The following is a 15,527-nucleotide window of genomic DNA, read 5'->3' as shown; positions in this document are numbered from 1 at the left end:
CATTCCCACGCGGGAGCGTGGGAGCCCTCTCTCAGCGCATATGCAAAATGATCGGGCTGCTGCTCGCCGGGTCCGTACGCCCGCGCAGCGTGTTCACCGCCGCGGCATCGACCGCACCGCCGTTATTGCCCCACGTACCCCGCACGTAAGTCAGCACCTGCGCGATTTCCTCATCCGATAACTGCTCCCTGAACGCCGGCATCCGGTAAGCATCCGGCACACCGGCGGTCACGATCCGTTGTGAGCCATTAAGCGTGATGTTGATCGCCGACGCGTTTTCCTTGGCCAGTGCCGAGGTGGCGCCCGCCAGCGGTGGCATCCACTCCGGCTGGCCCTTGCCGTCCAGGCCATGGCAGGAAGCGCAGCGGGTTGCGTAGGTGTGGGCACCCGGTACGTCTGCAACCGCGTTGACCGCCTGATACTGCCACGGCGAACCGTCGCGCTGCGGGTCGCCGGGCAGGGATTTGAGGTAGCGGGCGATGGCGTTCAAATCCTCATCGCTCATGAACTGCGTCGAGTTGTTGAACGCTTCGGTCATCGAGCCATACACCACCGCGTGCTGGTTACGCCCGGTCTTGAGGAACCGCACGATCTCGTCCTCACTCCAGCGGCCCAGCCCGGTGTTGTGGTCCTGGCGCAGGCTCGGTGCATACCAGCCATCGAGCAGGCCGCCGGCCAGGTAGGGCGCGCCGGACTCGTCCAGTGCTTTCTCGTTAAAGGCCAGGCCGCGCGGCGTGTGGCAACTGCCGCAGTGCCCAGGGCCTTGGACGATGTAGGCGCCACGGTTCCACAGCGCGTTCTGGGCGGGTTTGGCCGCGTAGGTGGCGGTGGGTGCGAACACGCCGTTCCACAGGGCGATGGGCCAGCGCATGTTCAGCGGCCAGGGAATGCCGCTTTCGATGTTGGGCTGATTGGCCGGCTCCACGCCTTGCATGAAAAACGCGTACAGCGCACGCATGTCGTCATCGCTGAGCTTGGCGTAAGACGGGTAGGGCATGGCCGGGTAAAGCCTGCGCCCACCCGGCGCGACGCCGTGGCGCACCGCGCGGTCGAAGTCGGCCGGCGTGTAGGCGCCAATGCCGGTGTTGCGGTCAGGCGTGATGTTGGTGGCGTGAATTGCCCCCAACGGCGTGGCCATCTCCAGGCCGCCGGCGAACGGTGCCTTGCCCGGCAAACTGTGGCAGGCCACGCAGTCGCTGACGCGGGCGACGTACTCGCCGCGGCTGACCAGTGCCGGGTCGGCTTTGGCGGCAGGTTGTTGATCAAAAGGCGAGGCGGGCTCGCGGGTCACGTACCAGGCCAGTACGCCTGCGGCGACCGCGCCAGCCAGCACCAGCCAGCCTGCGGTTCTAGCCAATCGTTGGTTGTTCATGCGCGTTCCTTGTCGGTCAGGCGAAAGTGTATCGGCTCAAAGGCAGGCTACGAATGCGCTGGCCGGTCAGGTGCGCGACTGCATTGGCCACGGCCGGCGCCACTGCAGGTAACGGCGGTTCGCCGATGCCACCCATTTTTTCACCACTCTCGACGATCTTGACGTGCACCTGCGCCATGCGCGACATAGGCAGGATCGGGTACAGGTCATAGTTGCGCGCCCGTGGTTTGCCGTCCACGTACACCGCTTCCTCCAGCAAGGTTTGCGACAAGCCCAGGGCCACCGCGCCATTCACTTGCGCTTCAACAATCGCCGGGTTGACGATGCTGCCCGGGTCGATGGCTTCCCAGATGTGGTGCACCTTGACCTGGCCGTTTTCGATCGACACTTCGGCGACCACCGCAGCGTGGGAGCCGAACGGTGAGGCCATGGCCACGCCGCGTGCACGGCGGCTGCCGTCTTCGGCGGTGTAGGGGCCACGCTTCCAGCCACCGGACAACTCGCCCACCGCCTTCAGCAGCGTAGTCAGCCGCGGGTTATCGCGCAGCAAATGCAGGCGCAGCTCGTAGGGGTCTTGGCCGCCTTTGTCGGCCAGCTCATCGAGGAAGGCTTCATAGAAGAAGTCATTCAGCGAATTGCCCACCGAGCGCCAGTAGCCGAGCATGGTCGGGCCTTTGACGTAGATCTGCGCAATGCGCTTGTTGGGGATCGCGTAGCTTTTGCCCGACAACCCTTCGAGGGCCGTGGGGTCGATTTTGTCGCCCTGTTTACCGGCGATGGCTTCGCTGGGGCCTTCGGTGGCACTCACCGCTTCAATGGCTACCGGCAACCCTTGCGCGTCCAGCGCAGCGCGGAACTTGACCACGGCGACCGGGCGCAGCACATCGCGCAGAAACTCCTCTTCACGGCTCCAGATCAGCTTGACCGGGCGACCGACTGCCTTGGCCAGCGCGATGGCCTGCGGGTAAGGGTTTGCCGAGTCATACAAAAAGTGCCGGCCGAAAAAACCGCCCAGCAGCGGTGAGTGCAGGGTGATCTTCGCCGGGTCGAGGCCGGTGCGTTTGGCGATATCGGCGCGGAACATATCCGGCGCCTGGTTCGGCAGCCACACCTCCAGCGTGCCGTCGGGGTTGAAGCGTGCCAGGGCCGACGGCGGCTCCAGCTGGGCGTGGTTGACGTACTGGTTATGGTAAGTGGCTTCGACTTTGGTTTTGGCGTTGGCCAGCGCGCCGGCTACATCGCCTTCATTTTCATCGTCGCGGGTGGGGCCTTGCTGGGCGGCGAGGAAGTCACGGTACTTGTCGCTGGAAAAATCCGCCGGCATCGCGCGTACGGTCGAATCTGCAGCGGCTTCCAGCCATTCCACCTGGATCGCCTCCACCGCGCGCTTGGCGTGCCACCAGCGCTCGGCCACCACGGCCACGGCGCCGGGCAGTTGATGCACCGAGTGCACGCCCTTCATGGCTTCGACCTGCGCCTGGTTACGCAGGCTGCCCACGGTCATGCCCAGGCGCGGCGCGTGCTGGACGGCGGCGTGGAGCATGCCGTCAACTTTCAAGTCGATGCTGTATTGCGCCTTGCCGGTGGATTTGTCGTAGGCATCCAGGCGTTTGACCGGCTTGCCAATCCAGCGGAATTGGCTCGGGTCGCGCAGGGTGATGGTGGCCGGGTCGGGCACTGGCATGTCCAGGGCGCGCCCGGCCAGCTCACCGTAGCCCAGCGAGCGGCCGGAGGCGGCATGCACCACGCGGCCGGGTGTTGTGGTCAGTTGCGCGACCGGCACGCCAAGCTGCTCGGCGCCGGCCTGCAGCAGCATCGCGCGGGCCAGGGCGCCGAGGCGGCGCATGGTCGGGTAACTCATGCGCACCGACATGCTGCCGCCGGTGATGCGCATGCCGTTTTCCATCACCACATACGCATCGCCGGGCGGCGCGGCCTCGACGATGAAGGTGGCGGGATCGGCGTCCAGCTCTTCACCGACAATCTGCGCCATGGCGGTGTGAGTGCCCTGGCCGCCTTCCATGAAGGGGCTGAGCAAACGCACGGTGCCATCAGGGTGAATCTCTAAAAACGCCGGCACCTGGGTGCCGCGTTCTGCCGCGTCGGGCGTGGCGGCGTAGGCCCTGGGCGTGCCCAGCGGCAGGCCGAAGCCAATGACCAGCGCGCCCACGGCGGTGCTGGCCAGGAAGCGGCGCCGGGACAGGTTGATCGGTTCGCCCAATGGCGTGTCGAGGACGGCGTTGCGCGTGTTCATCAGGCGCTCTCCTGCCGGGCGGGCTGAACGGCCAGGTCATGCACCGCTGTGCGAATGGCGTTATAGGTGCCGCAGCGGCACAGGTTGATCATCGCCGCCTCGATCTGCGCATCGCTGGGCGCCGGGGTGTGCTTGAGCAGCGCAGTGGCGGCCATCACTTGCCCGGACTGGCAGTAACCGCATTGCGCCACCTGATGCTCGACCCAGGCCGCGACCACGCGCTTGCCCACGTCATCGGCTTCGATCGCCTCGATGGTGGTGATCTCGTGGCCAACCACACCCGCCACTGGCGTGACGCACGAGCGCACCACGTTGCCGTCCACCAGCACCGAGCAGGCGCCGCATTGGGCCAGGCCGCAGCCGTATTTGGTGCCGGTCAGCCCCAGGTCATCACGGATCACCCAGAGCAGCGGCGTATCGGCGTCGGCATCGACCTCGTAGGATTTCTGGTTGATACGTAATTGCATGGTTCACCTGCTGATCATCGGTTGGTGTGGCTTTTTTTATAAGTTGCCCATCGTTGCACTCTAGACCACGGCGCAACAGCTATCGATCCAGTCATCGACAACTCGGAGGATCAGGCAAGAATTCGACAGGATTGCACCACTGCGCATGCTTTTAGCCTGTAGGCCTTTGCTGATCCAGGCCGGTGCGCCGCACTTTTTTTCATTCTTCTGATCTATCCCTGTCACGACCGCGCTCATTCTGCGCGTGGACAGCAGCCAGACCCGGTGCCGATGGATCGAACGTCAATTGCTTTTATCACCCGCTGGCCGCTGCTGATCGCAGCGGTGTTTATGCTCTGTGCCACTGGCTGCAGCCAGCAACAGGGCCGCGATATCGCCAGGCAGTTGCGCGATGGCAAGCCCGATGAGTTTTTTCAGACCAGCGTCGACCGCATGGCAACCCTGAGCATGCGCGACAACCTGCAAAGCCTGTACGTGCTGATGAACAAGCTCTACCTGCGCAACCCCAACCAGTGGCGCCAATCGGGTTATACCGATGCCGTGAGTGCCGCGCGGGAAATTCGCCGGGCCATCGAGAACCGGCAACCGCTGCCTGCTCTGGGGGACCGTCGTGACCTGGTGGCCTTGAGCTATTCGCTGAGCCCGGAGTTTCGCGGCGACCGGGTCGGGGCGTTTATCTATGCCATCGGCAGCATGCTGGTGACTGCACACGGTGGGCGCACGCAGTTTTATGTCACCGACTCGATCAACCCGCAATTTGTCAGCAATGCCGCGCGCAATATCGAGAAAGCCACCTGGCTGCTCAGCCAGCGTCAGGACGCCAATGGCGTGTTGCTGCTGTTTTCCAATGAAATCTCGGAGGAGGGCAGCAACCTCAGTTTCGCCGTTGAGTTCGGCAAAGTGGTTGCGCGCCTCGACCTGCTTGCCCAGATGCTTGACGAGCGTTACCGGCGCGTTGCACTCAATTACGCGCAGAGCTTGCTGCTGATGAATTTTTTGCCCGTGCAGTGATGCGGGACCGATCATGCGGTGCGGCATTTCCCTTTCATATGTGGGAAACGGCCTATCTTGCCCCCCTTTGCTTGAAACATACCCACGGTCGGCAATAGCCTCGGACTTTTCTTAACGATGAGTGCCTACCTTGGGAAAGCGCAAAACGGTTTGGCCTACTGATCGCGAAGTCCGCCTGCGATTTATCCTGTTTGCCGTGATCGACGTGGCAAGTGCTCAAGGCGTCCCCGCTGACGTGCTATTGCCCGCCCACAAACTGCTGCGCGACGCGCCGACAGAGGCGCAGTTGCGTGACGCGCTCGCGAATGTTCTGGCGTGTGACGAAATGCTTGGGTTCAGATTTGCGCAGGGCACGGAGGCGGATGATTTGCTGCGCTCGCTGGCGTCGACGGCCGATGAGACCCCAGCAGGGTTTATTTGAAGCGGGTTAGATCGTTTATTTCCTTACGATTGGTCTCAAGAGCCTAATCGCATATCTACAGCGACGTTTATCTGCCTATACAAGAGGCCAAAAACGCCACCGCCTCGCTGTCCGCCGAGTTGCGGTAGCGTTGGGGCTGGTCGGCGTAGAACAGGATCGAATCGCCGGTGGAGGGCCGTGTCGTAGGGGAACTACGCGCGGCTGACAAACGCACCATCGGCACCACCAGGCGTTTGCTCTGCTGCGCCGGCAACACCTCCACGCCTTCAAAGGCGCGGTCTTCTAGAAAGGCCGCCACTGACACCTTCAACCCCTTGGCAATTTTGCACAGCACCTTGATCGACGGCACGCTGCGGCCCGATTCGATCTGCGCCAGCATTGCCCGGACGCCTCAGGCGCGTGCCAGGCCGTCCAGCGACAGGTGGCGTTTGCTGCGCAGGCGCTGCGCGACACACAGGCTGGTGTCGTCGTCATCGGTGCCAGGTTTTGGAAGCGGTTCGGTTGACTCGGCAAGTGCCTGCAGAAAATTCATCGGTCTTACGCCTGGCGCGTATCAATGGAGGGCGCCGCCTGGGCGGTCAACACGGCAAGCCCGGCGCGTGCCGTGTACATCGCCCACATCAGCTCGGTCGTATTTCCTTAAATACTGAGTTTGCATGTGTTAATTCGATTTTGGACTTAACCAATACAAGCAGTCCGAAGCTGTTGTGGGAAGGGTCTGGTCCGTTAATAAGGCGTGACTCGGTAAGCCTGCGTGGCTTCCCACCCCTGTTCGCGTGCTCGGCCCCGGCCTGTCTCGCCCCCAAATTCCAAGGATCTGCCCATGCTGTTGCGCCAACCTCCGCTCCTTTTTGCCGCCTTGACCCTCAGTTCACTGGTGCAGGCCGACACCCTGCAACTGGCACCGGTCGAGGTCACCAGCAGCGAGGTCAGCGCAGGCGAAGTGGCCCAGGCGCAACTCAAAAGCGTGCCCGGTGGCACCAACTACATCGACATGAGCAGCGTGCAGCAGGGCCGGGTCAGCACCAATGAAGACGTGTTCAAGTACCAGGCCGGGGTGTACGCCAAGGCGGCCAACAATGAAGGCGTGAAGCTTTCGATACGCGGTTCGGGCTTGAACCGCAGCCCTGGTTCGCACGCCTCTGGCCTGTATGAAATGTTTGACGGTTTGCCGCTGACCGGCCCGGGCGGCACACCCTACGAACTCAAGGACCCACTGTGGCAAAGCCGCGTCGAAGTGCTGCGCGGCGCCAATGGCTTTGACCAGGGCGCGCTGGCTTTGGGCGGGTCGGTGAATTACGTCACCCGCACGGGTTACGACGCACCCAAACTGCAGGTGCGTTATGAAGCAGGCAGTCGCGGTTATGCCCAGCGCGAGATCAGCTCCGGCCAGGTGCTGGGCGATGCCGACTATTACATCAGCCTCACCGACTCCGAATCCGATGGCTACCAGCACCAGAGCGCCGGTACCGGCAAGGGCATCGCCGCCAACTTCGGCTACCGTTTCAACCCGGACCTGGAAACGCGCTTCTATTTTCGCTACCGCGAAACCACCAATGACACCCCCGGCAAGCTGACGCGTGAGCAGATCAGCCACGATCCGACGGCTGCCAACAGCCTCAACGCCGCCCGCGATTCCAAACGTTTGCAGCCCGGTTCGACCTGGGTCGCGAACAAGACCACCTTGCAGTTGGATGACAATTCCCGCGTTGAAGTCGGGCTGGCCTATCACGACTATCCGATGGACTTGCGCGAGGGCACCAATCGCCTGAAAGTCGCCTACACCGACGTCAGTGGCACGCTCAATTACATCCGCCAGGACCTGCTGTTCGGCCACGACAGCAAGACCACGGTAGGGCTGCGCAGCACCCAGGCGATGCCGAATAACGGTGCTTCGGAATACGTGCGCACGCCTGCCGGTAACACGGCTATTTACGCGCCCGGTACCAAGACCCGCGACTACAGCTATCTCGGCGCTGACACCGTGCTGCATGTCGGCAACGACTTGGAGCTGATACCGGACCTGTGGCTGACCACCGGCCTGGCCGCGATCTACACCCGCCGTGAAACCCAAGTCACTTATCCCGAAGGTCAGGCGCCGTTGAGCCAGCACGACTGGGACTACGCCCCGCGTATCGGCCTGCGCTATGACTTCACCGCGCAATTGCAGGTGTATGGCAACCTGAGTCGCTCGGTCGAGCCACCGCACGCGTGGTCGATGATCTGGGGTTCCAATAAATACTTTCCCACCGGCAGCGGCCCGGCCACCGGCTTGCAGCGTGAAGGCGTGAGCCTGCGCAATCAGACCGCTACCACTGTGGAAGTCGGCGGCCGTGGCGAACAGTGGTTCGGCCAGTGGGACCTGGCGCTGTACCGCTCAGAAGTGCGCCACGAACTGCTTACCGTCGAAACGCAGGCGCAAACCGCCACCACCAACGCGATTGTCGCCGAAGCCAACGCCAGCCCCACCGTGCACCAAGGTGTGGAACTGAGCCTGCTCAGCCCGCTGTGGGACGGCGGCGGCAATGGCCAACTGGCCTTGCGCCAGGCCTACACGTTCAGCGACTTCCACTACCGCGACGACGACCGCTTCGGCGACAACACCCTGCCGGGCATCCCCAAGCATTACTACCAGGCGCAACTGCGCTATAGCCACCCGACGGGGTTCTACACCAGCCTCAACACCGAGCATTCCTCGCGCGTGGCGGTGGACTATGCCAATTCCTACTACGCGGCGGCCTACACCACACTCGGCGCCACCTTCGGCTACGACGCGCCCAAGCAGGACTGGCAAGCCTGGGTCGATGTGCGCAACCTCACCAACCGGCGCTACGCCAATACGGTCACGCCGGGCTATGACGACAAGGGCCTGGATGTGGCACGGTCCACACCGGCAGACGGGCGAGGCATTTTTACCGGCGTGTCGTGGAGTTGGCGTTAAGCAACACTTGTATGACGAGCGTGCTCACTGTGGAGCGCGGGCTTCCTGTGGCGAGCGGGCTTGCCCCGCGTTGGGCTGCGCAGCAGCCCCAAAACCAGCGACCGCGTTCTACCAGCCAAAACGCGGTGGGCCTACTGGGGCCGCTGCGCGCCCCAACGCGGGGCAAGCCCGCTCGCCACAGGAAGTCCGCTCGCCATAACTACCAGCAAGTGACGCCCGAAAACAGCACTGGCGCAGACCTGAGCCCCCCTTGCCCTCATACCGTTTTGCTGGCATTGTTCGCGCAATTGGTAATATTTCCCATTTGAGAAGTTTTTGCGCATGCATGACATTCCGGCCGCGCCGGGCGATGGCGCCCGTCAGCAGACCCTCACGGCAATGTACCGCGAGCACCACGGCTGGTTGCACGGCTGGCTGCGCAAAAAACTCGGGTGTTCGCAGCACGCCGCCGACCTGGCCCACGACGCGTTCATCCGCGTCCTGATGCTGGCCGAACCCCACAACATCAAGGAACCGCGGGCCTTTCTCGCCACCACTGCCGGGCGTTTGCTGATTGATGGCGCGCGGCGCCGACGCATCGAAAAGGCCTACATGCAGGCCCTGGTGATTGAGTGCGAAGACGCCGGCATGCCTGATCCGGCGGCAATCCACGTGGCGTTGCAGGTCCTGGAGCGCATCGCCGAGATGCTCGCCGGCTTGCCCGCCAAGACCCGCGAAGCCTTTCTGTTAAGCCGCCTCGACGGGCTGACGTACAGCGAAATCGCGTGCTGCCTGGACGTGTCGCCCAGTACCGTCAAAAACTACATTTCCACGGCGCTGGTGCATTGCTACCACAGCCTGCACGCGGCGGACCCGCTGTCGTGAGCACTGAACACATCATCCAGCAGGCGGCGAACTGGCTGACACGCCTGCACGACGAAGACGTCAGTGACGCCGACCGCCAGGCCTTCAACACCTGGTGCCAGGCCGACCCGCGCCATGCCGTCGCCATCGAACGCATGCGTGCGCTGTGGGGCAATTTCGACGCCGTGCCCGCGCGCACGGCGCGCATCGCCCTTAACCGTGCCTTCGCCCCACGACGCTCGCGTGGCGCACAGGTGCTGGGTTTACTCGGCGTATTGCTCTGCGGCTGGGTCGGTTTGGAGCGCGCGCCAGTGTGGATGGCCGATCAGCGCACCGGTGTCGGCGAACGTCGCCAGGTCGCCCTCGAAGACGGCAGCCGCTTGCAGCTCAACAGCAACTCGGCCGTGGACGTGAAATTCGACGGCCACCAACGCGTGATCCAGTTGCTGCAGGGCGAGCTATGGGTCGAGGTGGCCAAGGATGCGCAACGGCCGTTCGTGGTGCGCACCGATCAAGGCACGGCCACCGCCTTGGGCACCCGCTACCTGGTCAAGCGCGCCGCGGACGGCACCACCGTGGTGACGGTGATCGAGTCCAGCGTGGCGGTCAAAGGCGAGGGCGCAGAGGGCGTCAAGGTCGCAGCCGGCCAGCGCGCGGTGCTTGACCATGGCCGCGCCCAGTCGCCGCAGGCGATTGGCAACACCGACCCGGACGCCTGGACGCGTGGCCTGCTCAAGGTCAATGACCAGCCCTTGAGCGATGTGCTGCAGACCCTCGCCAGCTACCGCCATGGCCTGGTGCGGTTTGACCCACAGGCCCTGCAAAACCTGCGGGTGTCCGGTGTGTTCAAGCTCGACGACACCGCGGCGGCGCTCGCGGCACTGGCCGATAACCTGCCGATCCAGGTGGAGTACTTCACGGACTTGCTGGTGGTGGTCAAACCGCGTTAAGTCAAGGTTCATGCTGGCGCAGGCGCTTGTACAACGTGTTGCGGCTGACGCCCAACTCCCGCGCCAGGTGGGAAATATTGCCGCCAGCGGCCTTCAAGCGTTGCGTGAGGTCGATGCCATCTTCCACACCCTGGCTGGCAGGCAACGGCGCTGGCACGTTCAAATCCACAAAAAAATCATCCGGCAGGTGCTCGGGGCGCACCGGCTGCTCCTCGGCCATGGCCAGCGCTACCTGCAGCACGCTGCTGACCTGCCGCAAATTGCCCGGCCACGGGTGCTGCTCGAACAACGCCAGCACCTCGGCACTCAGCCCGGCCCATTGAGTTGGCTCGCGGTGCTGCTGCCACAACTGCTGGAACAGCGCCTGCTTGTCGGTGCGCTCACGCAACGGCGGCAGCTCCAGGGTCAGCCCGCCGATGCGATAGTACAAATCTTCGCGAAAGCGCCCGGCCTGCACCCATTCGCGCAACGCGCGGTTGGTGGCGGAGATGATCCGCAAGTCCACCGGGAACAGCTCGCTGCTGCCCACCGGCTGCACGCAGCGCTCCTGCAGCACCCGCAGCAAACGGGCCTGGGTCGGCAGCGGCATATCGCCGATCTCATCCAGAAACAACGTGCCTTTGTCCGCCTTGCGAATCAGGCCGATGCTGCCTTTCTGATTGGCGCCGGTGAAGGCGCCTTTTTCATAGCCAAACAGCTCAGACTCGACCAGCTCCGCCGGAATCGCCGCACAGTTCACCGCGATAAACGCCTGCGCGCTGCGCGAGCTGGCCTGGTGCAGGGCTTTGACGAACACCTCTTTGCCGACGCCGGTCTCGCCGTGGATCAGCAGCGGAATGTCTTTTTCCAGCAGACGCTCGGCCTGGCGCACGGCTTTTTCCACGCGCGCGTCGCCAAAGTGCAGGGTGTTAAGGCTGATCGCGGTCGGCTTCAGCTCGGCAGGCTTGCCTGGCTTGGGCTCACTGAAGACCCGCGCCTGTATCGGCATCTTCTTCGGCCGCTTCAATAAACACTGAAACCGATTGCGTCCCGCCGCCTGCAGCGAGAACGGCAAGCCTTCCGGCTGGTTCAGCAACTCCAGCAACGAGACCTTGAACAAACTGTCGATCAGCACCCGCGACAAACTGATGCCCAGCAAGTTGTCCGCACGGCGGTTGGCCGACAGCACTTGCCCGCTCTCATCAAAAATCAGCAGCCCGGCCCACTGGCTGTCGAGGTTGTTCAGGCCGGTGTTGAAGGTCAGCTGGAAATGCTCGCCGCGAAACAGGTTGAGGATCAGCCGGTTTTCCACGGTCTGGCTCATCATCTTGACCATGCCCAAGGTGTGGGAGGGCGGCAGATAGCTGTCGCTGGACACATCCAGCACCGCGATGATTTCGCGCTGGGCATCAAAGATCGGCGCCGCCGAGCCGGTCATGAAGCGGTTGGCCTTGAGGAAATGTTCGTCGTGCTCGATATGCACCGCCTGGGCACAGGCCAACGCGGTGCCGATCGCATTGGTGCCGCTGCTGCGCTCCCTCCAGCTGGCGCCGGCGCTGAAACCGCGCGCCAGTTTCGGCTCGATAAAGCGCTGGGTGCCCCACGACGTCAGGACCTGGCCCTGGTTGTCGGCCAGCATGATCAGGCAGTTGGAATTGCTCAGGATGTTTTCGTAGTAGGGCAGCACTTCCTGGTGGGTGGTCTGCACCAGTGAATGCTGGCTTTCCAGCAATTGGCTGATGCCCTCGGCGGGCAGTTGGTCGAAGCTGGGCGTGCTCTGGTGGTCCAGACCAAACGCGCGGCAGCGGCGCCAGGAATCCTGGATGAGGGTGTCGTGAGCCAGGGGTTCGGCCATGGGGGCGACCTTCTTTTTTATTGTTATTGGGCTTGCACAATCTGGCTGAAGAAACAGGGTCGAAATGTGGGAGCGGGCTTGCCCGCGAATGCGGTGGGTCAGTCAATACAGATGCCGACTGTTCTACTCTACCGTCATCGCGGGCAAGCCCACTCCCACCTTTGATTCGCGTCGCCCATCAATTGTTGTTCACAACTGTTCATTGTCAACCCCGCGCCTGTTCAGTTGTTCAGCCCCAGGTGTTCACCTGTGTTCATGCTCGAGCGGCGTATTCGGCCCATGTCCTTACAGATCAATCACCTGCCAGTTCTGGCACGAAACTCGCTCCGAGTCGTTGCCAGATTCATTCCAATAATAAAAAAGGGCGTGTCATGTCATTGACCCTGGAACATGTCTCCCGCGTCGTCGAAGGCCAGACCTGGATCGACGACGCCAACCTGCGCTTCGAAGCCGGTTCCTTCAACGTCTTGCTGGGCCGCACGCTGTCCGGCAAGACCAGTCTGATGCGCCTGATGGCCGGCCTGGACAAGCCCGACAGTGGCCGCATCCTGATGAATGGCGTGGACGTCACGCACAAGCCGGTGCGCCTGCGCAACGTGTCGATGGTCTACCAGCAGTTCATCAACTACCCGACCATGACCGTGTTCGAGAACATCGCCTCGCCGCTGCGCCAGGCCGGTGTGTCCAACGAGCTGATCCACAGCAAGGTGCTCGAAACCGCGAAAATGCTGCGCATCGAGAAATTCCTGCAGCGCCATCCGTTGGAGTTGTCCGGTGGCCAGCAGCAACGCACGGCCATGGCCCGCGCGCTGGTTAAAGATGCCGAGCTGATCCTGTTTGATGAACCGCTGGTGAACCTGGACTACAAACTGCGCGAAGAACTGCGTCAGGAAATGCGCGAGCTGTTCAAGGCCCGCCACACCATTGCCCTCTACGCCACCACCGAGCCTAATGAAGCCCTCGCCCTTGGCGGCACCACCACGATTCTGCATGAGGGCCGGGTGATCCAGAGCGGCAAGGCTGCCGAGGTGTACCACCAGCCGCAGACCGTGCTGGCCGCCGAATTGTTTTCCGAGCCGCCGATCAACCTGATGCCGGGGCGGATCAGCGGCAATGAAGTCAGCTTCGCCAATTTTGTGCACTTCCCGCTCAACGTCGACCTGCGCCCCATCGGCGAGGGCGAGTTCCGCTTTGGCGTGCGCCCCAGCCATATCAGCCTGGTGCCGAGCAACGACGATGACCTGGAACTGGCCGTGACCGTGGAAGTGGCCGAAATCAGCGGCTCTGAAACCTTCCTGCACGTGCGCAGTGAGCATTTCCTGCTGGTGCTGCACCTGCCGGGCGTGCACGAGTACGACGTTGATGCGCCGATCCGCGTGTATATCCCCACCCATAAACTGTTTGTGTTCGATGGCCAGGGCCGCTTGGTCCAGGCCCCCGGGCGCCGCGTAGCGAGGGTTGCCTGATGGCCGAGATCCATTTGCAGAACCTCGCGCACAGCTACAGCCCTACACCCGCCGGCCCTGAAGACTACGCGATTCGGGAAATGAACCACGTGTGGGAGCAGGGCGGTGCCTACGCCTTGCTCGGGCCGTCCGGGTGCGGCAAGTCGACCTTGCTGAATATCATCTCCGGCCTGCTCAACCCTTCGGAGGGCCAGGTGCTGTTCGACCACAGGGTGGTCAACGAACTCACCCCGGAACGCCGCAACATCGCCCAGGTGTTCCAGTTCCCGGTGGTGTACGACACCATGACGGTGTTCGACAACCTGGCCTTTCCGCTGCGCAACCAAGGCATGCCCGAGGCGAAAATTCACAGCAAGGTGCAGGAAATTGCCGAAGTCCTCGACCTGCAAACCCTGTTGAGCAAAAAGGCGCGCAACCTCACCGCCGATGAAAAGCAGAAAGTCTCCATGGGCCGTGGCCTGGTGCGTGATGACGTGTCGGCAATCCTGTTCGACGAGCCGCTGACGGTGATCGACCCGCACCTGAAGTGGAAACTGCGGCGCAAGCTCAAGCAGATCCACGAGCAGTTCAATATCACCATGGTCTACGTGACCCACGACCAGCTTGAAGCCTCGACCTTTGCCGACAAGATTGCGGTGATGTACGGCGGGCAGATCGTGCAGTTCGGCACGCCGCGCGAGTTGTTTGAGCGGCCCAGCCATACGTTTGTCGGCTATTTCATTGGCAGCCCCGGCATGAACCTGATTGAAGTGCAGGCCGAGGCGGGCGGGGTGCGGTTTGCCGGCACGCTGCTGCCGTTGCCCGAGGCGATGCAGCAGCGCATCCGCGACGGCGACTTCAAAAAACTGCAGGTGGGCATCCGTCCGGAATTTATCCACGTGTGGGACGAGTACAACCCTGACGCGCTGCAGGCCGATGTCACCCATGTCGAAGACCTTGGCACTTACAAGATCATGACCCTCAACCTCGACGACGCGCCGTTGAAGGTGCGCCTGGCCGAAGACAAACCGGTGCCCCAGGGCAGCGCCTCGATCAGCTTTCCGGCGCAGTGGCTGATGGTCTACGCCGATGACTACCTGCTGGAGGTGCAGCCATGAACAAGGTGCAGAACAACAAGGCCTGGTGGCTGGTGTTGCCGGTGTTCCTGTTGGTGGCGTTCAGTGCGGTGATCCCGATGATGACCGTGGTCAACTACTCGGTGCAGGACATCTTCGACCAGTCCAGCCGCTACTTTGTCGGTGCCGACTGGTACAAGCAGGTGCTGCTCGACCCGCGCTTGCATGACTCCTTGCTGCGCCAGTTCATCTACTCGGCCTGCGTGCTGCTGATTGAAATCCCGCTGGGTATCGCCATCGCCCTGACCATGCCGACCAAGGGCCGCTGGTCGTCGCTGGTGCTGATCATTCTGGCGATTCCGCTGCTGATTCCGTGGAACGTGGTGGGCACCATCTGGCAGATCTTCGGCCGTGCCGACATCGGTTTGCTCGGTTCAACCCTCAACGCCATGGGCATCAACTACAACTACGCGGCCAACACCATGGACGCCTGGGTCACGGTGCTGGTGATGGACGTGTGGCACTGGACTTCACTGGTGGCGTTGCTGTGTTATTCGGGGCTGCGCGCGATCCCGGACGTGTACTACCAGGCCGCGCGAATAGACCGTGCATCGGCCTGGGCCGTGTTCCGGCATATCCAGTTGCCGAAGATGAAAAGCGTGCTGCTGATCGCCGTGATGCTGCGGTTCATGGACAGCTTCATGATCTACACCGAGCCCTTCGTCCTCACGGGCGGCGGCCCGGGAAATGCCACCACCTTCCTCAGTCAGACCCTGACCCAGATGGCTGTCGGCCAATTCGACCTGGGCCCGGCGGCGGCGTTCTCGCTGGTGTACTTCCTGATCATCCTGTTGGTGTCCTGGCTGTTCTACACCGCCATGACCCACTCCGACGCCAACCGCTGAGGCCGCCA

The 15,527-nt window shown here is 62.8% G+C and carries 12 protein-coding genes and 1 pseudogene; 8 read left to right on the top strand and 5 right to left on the bottom strand.

Going from position 1 to position 15,527, the window contains the following annotated elements; genetic code table 11:
* Positions 1-31: 31 nt before the first annotated feature.
* From ACM530_RS28820 to ACM530_RS28810, 3 genes are read right to left on the bottom strand one after another with little or no spacing between them, the layout of a single operon-like run.
* A complete protein-coding gene (locus tag ACM530_RS28820; protein ID WP_416363818.1) occupies positions 32-1,372 on the bottom strand; it encodes a c-type cytochrome in 1,341 nt (446 codons plus the stop codon).
* A 16-nt stretch (positions 1,373-1,388) separates the two neighbouring features.
* Entirely contained in the window at positions 1,389-3,626 is a 2,238-nt protein-coding gene (locus ACM530_RS28815; protein ID WP_416363817.1) for a molybdopterin cofactor-binding domain-containing protein, read from the bottom strand.
* On the bottom strand, positions 3,626-4,093 hold the full coding sequence (locus ACM530_RS28810; RefSeq protein ID WP_106580615.1) for a (2Fe-2S)-binding protein: 468 nt from the start codon (positions 4,091-4,093) through the stop codon (positions 3,626-3,628). Before ACM530_RS28810 ends, ACM530_RS28815 begins: the two co-directional genes overlap by 1 nt.
* A 270-nt stretch (positions 4,094-4,363) precedes the next feature.
* Between ACM530_RS28810 and ACM530_RS28805 the strand changes: the two genes are divergently transcribed.
* Both ACM530_RS28805 and ACM530_RS28800 read left to right on the top strand, forming a co-directional pair.
* Complete coding sequence (locus tag ACM530_RS28805) at positions 4,364-5,104, top strand: hypothetical protein (protein WP_262206160.1); 741 nt, start codon at positions 4,364-4,366, stop codon at positions 5,102-5,104.
* A gap of 130 nt (positions 5,105-5,234) precedes the next feature.
* Positions 5,235-5,525, top strand: a complete 291-nt coding sequence (locus ACM530_RS28800; RefSeq protein WP_145163598.1) for a hypothetical protein — start codon at positions 5,235-5,237, stop codon at positions 5,523-5,525.
* A 67-nt stretch (positions 5,526-5,592) separates the two neighbouring features.
* Here the strand turns inward: ACM530_RS28800 and ACM530_RS28795 are convergent.
* Positions 5,593-6,057 (bottom strand): annotated as a pseudogene (locus ACM530_RS28795) (helix-turn-helix domain-containing protein).
* 291 nt (positions 6,058-6,348) lie between these two features.
* On the opposite strand from ACM530_RS28795, the gene ACM530_RS28790 reads away from it, so the two are divergent.
* The 3 genes from ACM530_RS28790 (at position 6,349) to ACM530_RS28780 (ending at position 10,259) form a co-directional block, all read left to right on the top strand.
* Complete coding sequence (locus ACM530_RS28790) at positions 6,349-8,466, top strand: TonB-dependent receptor family protein (RefSeq protein WP_416363816.1); 2,118 nt, start codon at positions 6,349-6,351, stop codon at positions 8,464-8,466.
* Positions 8,467-8,787: 321 nt separating this feature from the next.
* Complete coding sequence (locus ACM530_RS28785) at positions 8,788-9,330, top strand: sigma-70 family RNA polymerase sigma factor (protein WP_416363815.1); 543 nt, start codon at positions 8,788-8,790, stop codon at positions 9,328-9,330.
* Entirely contained in the window at positions 9,327-10,259 is a 933-nt protein-coding gene (locus ACM530_RS28780) for a FecR family protein (RefSeq protein WP_416363814.1), read from the top strand. The genes ACM530_RS28785 and ACM530_RS28780 overlap by 4 nt, the downstream gene beginning before the upstream one ends.
* Position 10,260: 1 nt before the next feature.
* Here the strand turns inward: ACM530_RS28780 and ACM530_RS28775 are convergent, their stop codons facing one another.
* Positions 10,261-12,093: a sigma-54-dependent Fis family transcriptional regulator gene (locus ACM530_RS28775; RefSeq protein ID WP_416363813.1), complete on the bottom strand. Its 1,833-nt coding sequence runs from the start codon at positions 12,091-12,093 to the stop codon at positions 10,261-10,263.
* A 371-nt stretch (positions 12,094-12,464) separates the two neighbouring features.
* Between ACM530_RS28775 and ACM530_RS28770 the strand changes: the two genes are divergently transcribed.
* Genes ACM530_RS28770 through ACM530_RS28760 form a run of 3 tightly spaced genes read left to right on the top strand, consistent with a single transcriptional unit; the run spans position 12,465 to position 15,519 of the window.
* Entirely contained in the window at positions 12,465-13,559 is a 1,095-nt protein-coding gene (locus tag ACM530_RS28770; protein ID WP_145163607.1) for an ABC transporter ATP-binding protein, read from the top strand.
* Entirely contained in the window at positions 13,559-14,656 is a 1,098-nt protein-coding gene (locus ACM530_RS28765; protein ID WP_416363812.1) for an ABC transporter ATP-binding protein, read from the top strand. Before ACM530_RS28770 ends, ACM530_RS28765 begins: the two co-directional genes overlap by 1 nt.
* Entirely contained in the window at positions 14,653-15,519 is an 867-nt protein-coding gene (locus ACM530_RS28760; RefSeq protein ID WP_017137728.1) for a carbohydrate ABC transporter permease, read from the top strand. The genes ACM530_RS28765 and ACM530_RS28760 overlap by 4 nt, the downstream gene beginning before the upstream one ends.
* Positions 15,520-15,527: the final 8 nt, after the last annotated feature.

Source organism: Pseudomonas sp. NFX183 (assembly GCF_047943075.1).
Classification (GTDB): Bacteria; Pseudomonadota; Gammaproteobacteria; order Pseudomonadales; family Pseudomonadaceae; genus Aquipseudomonas.
The sequence above is the reverse complement of the archived record's forward strand: the minus strand, read 5'-3'. Positions and strand labels throughout refer to the sequence as shown.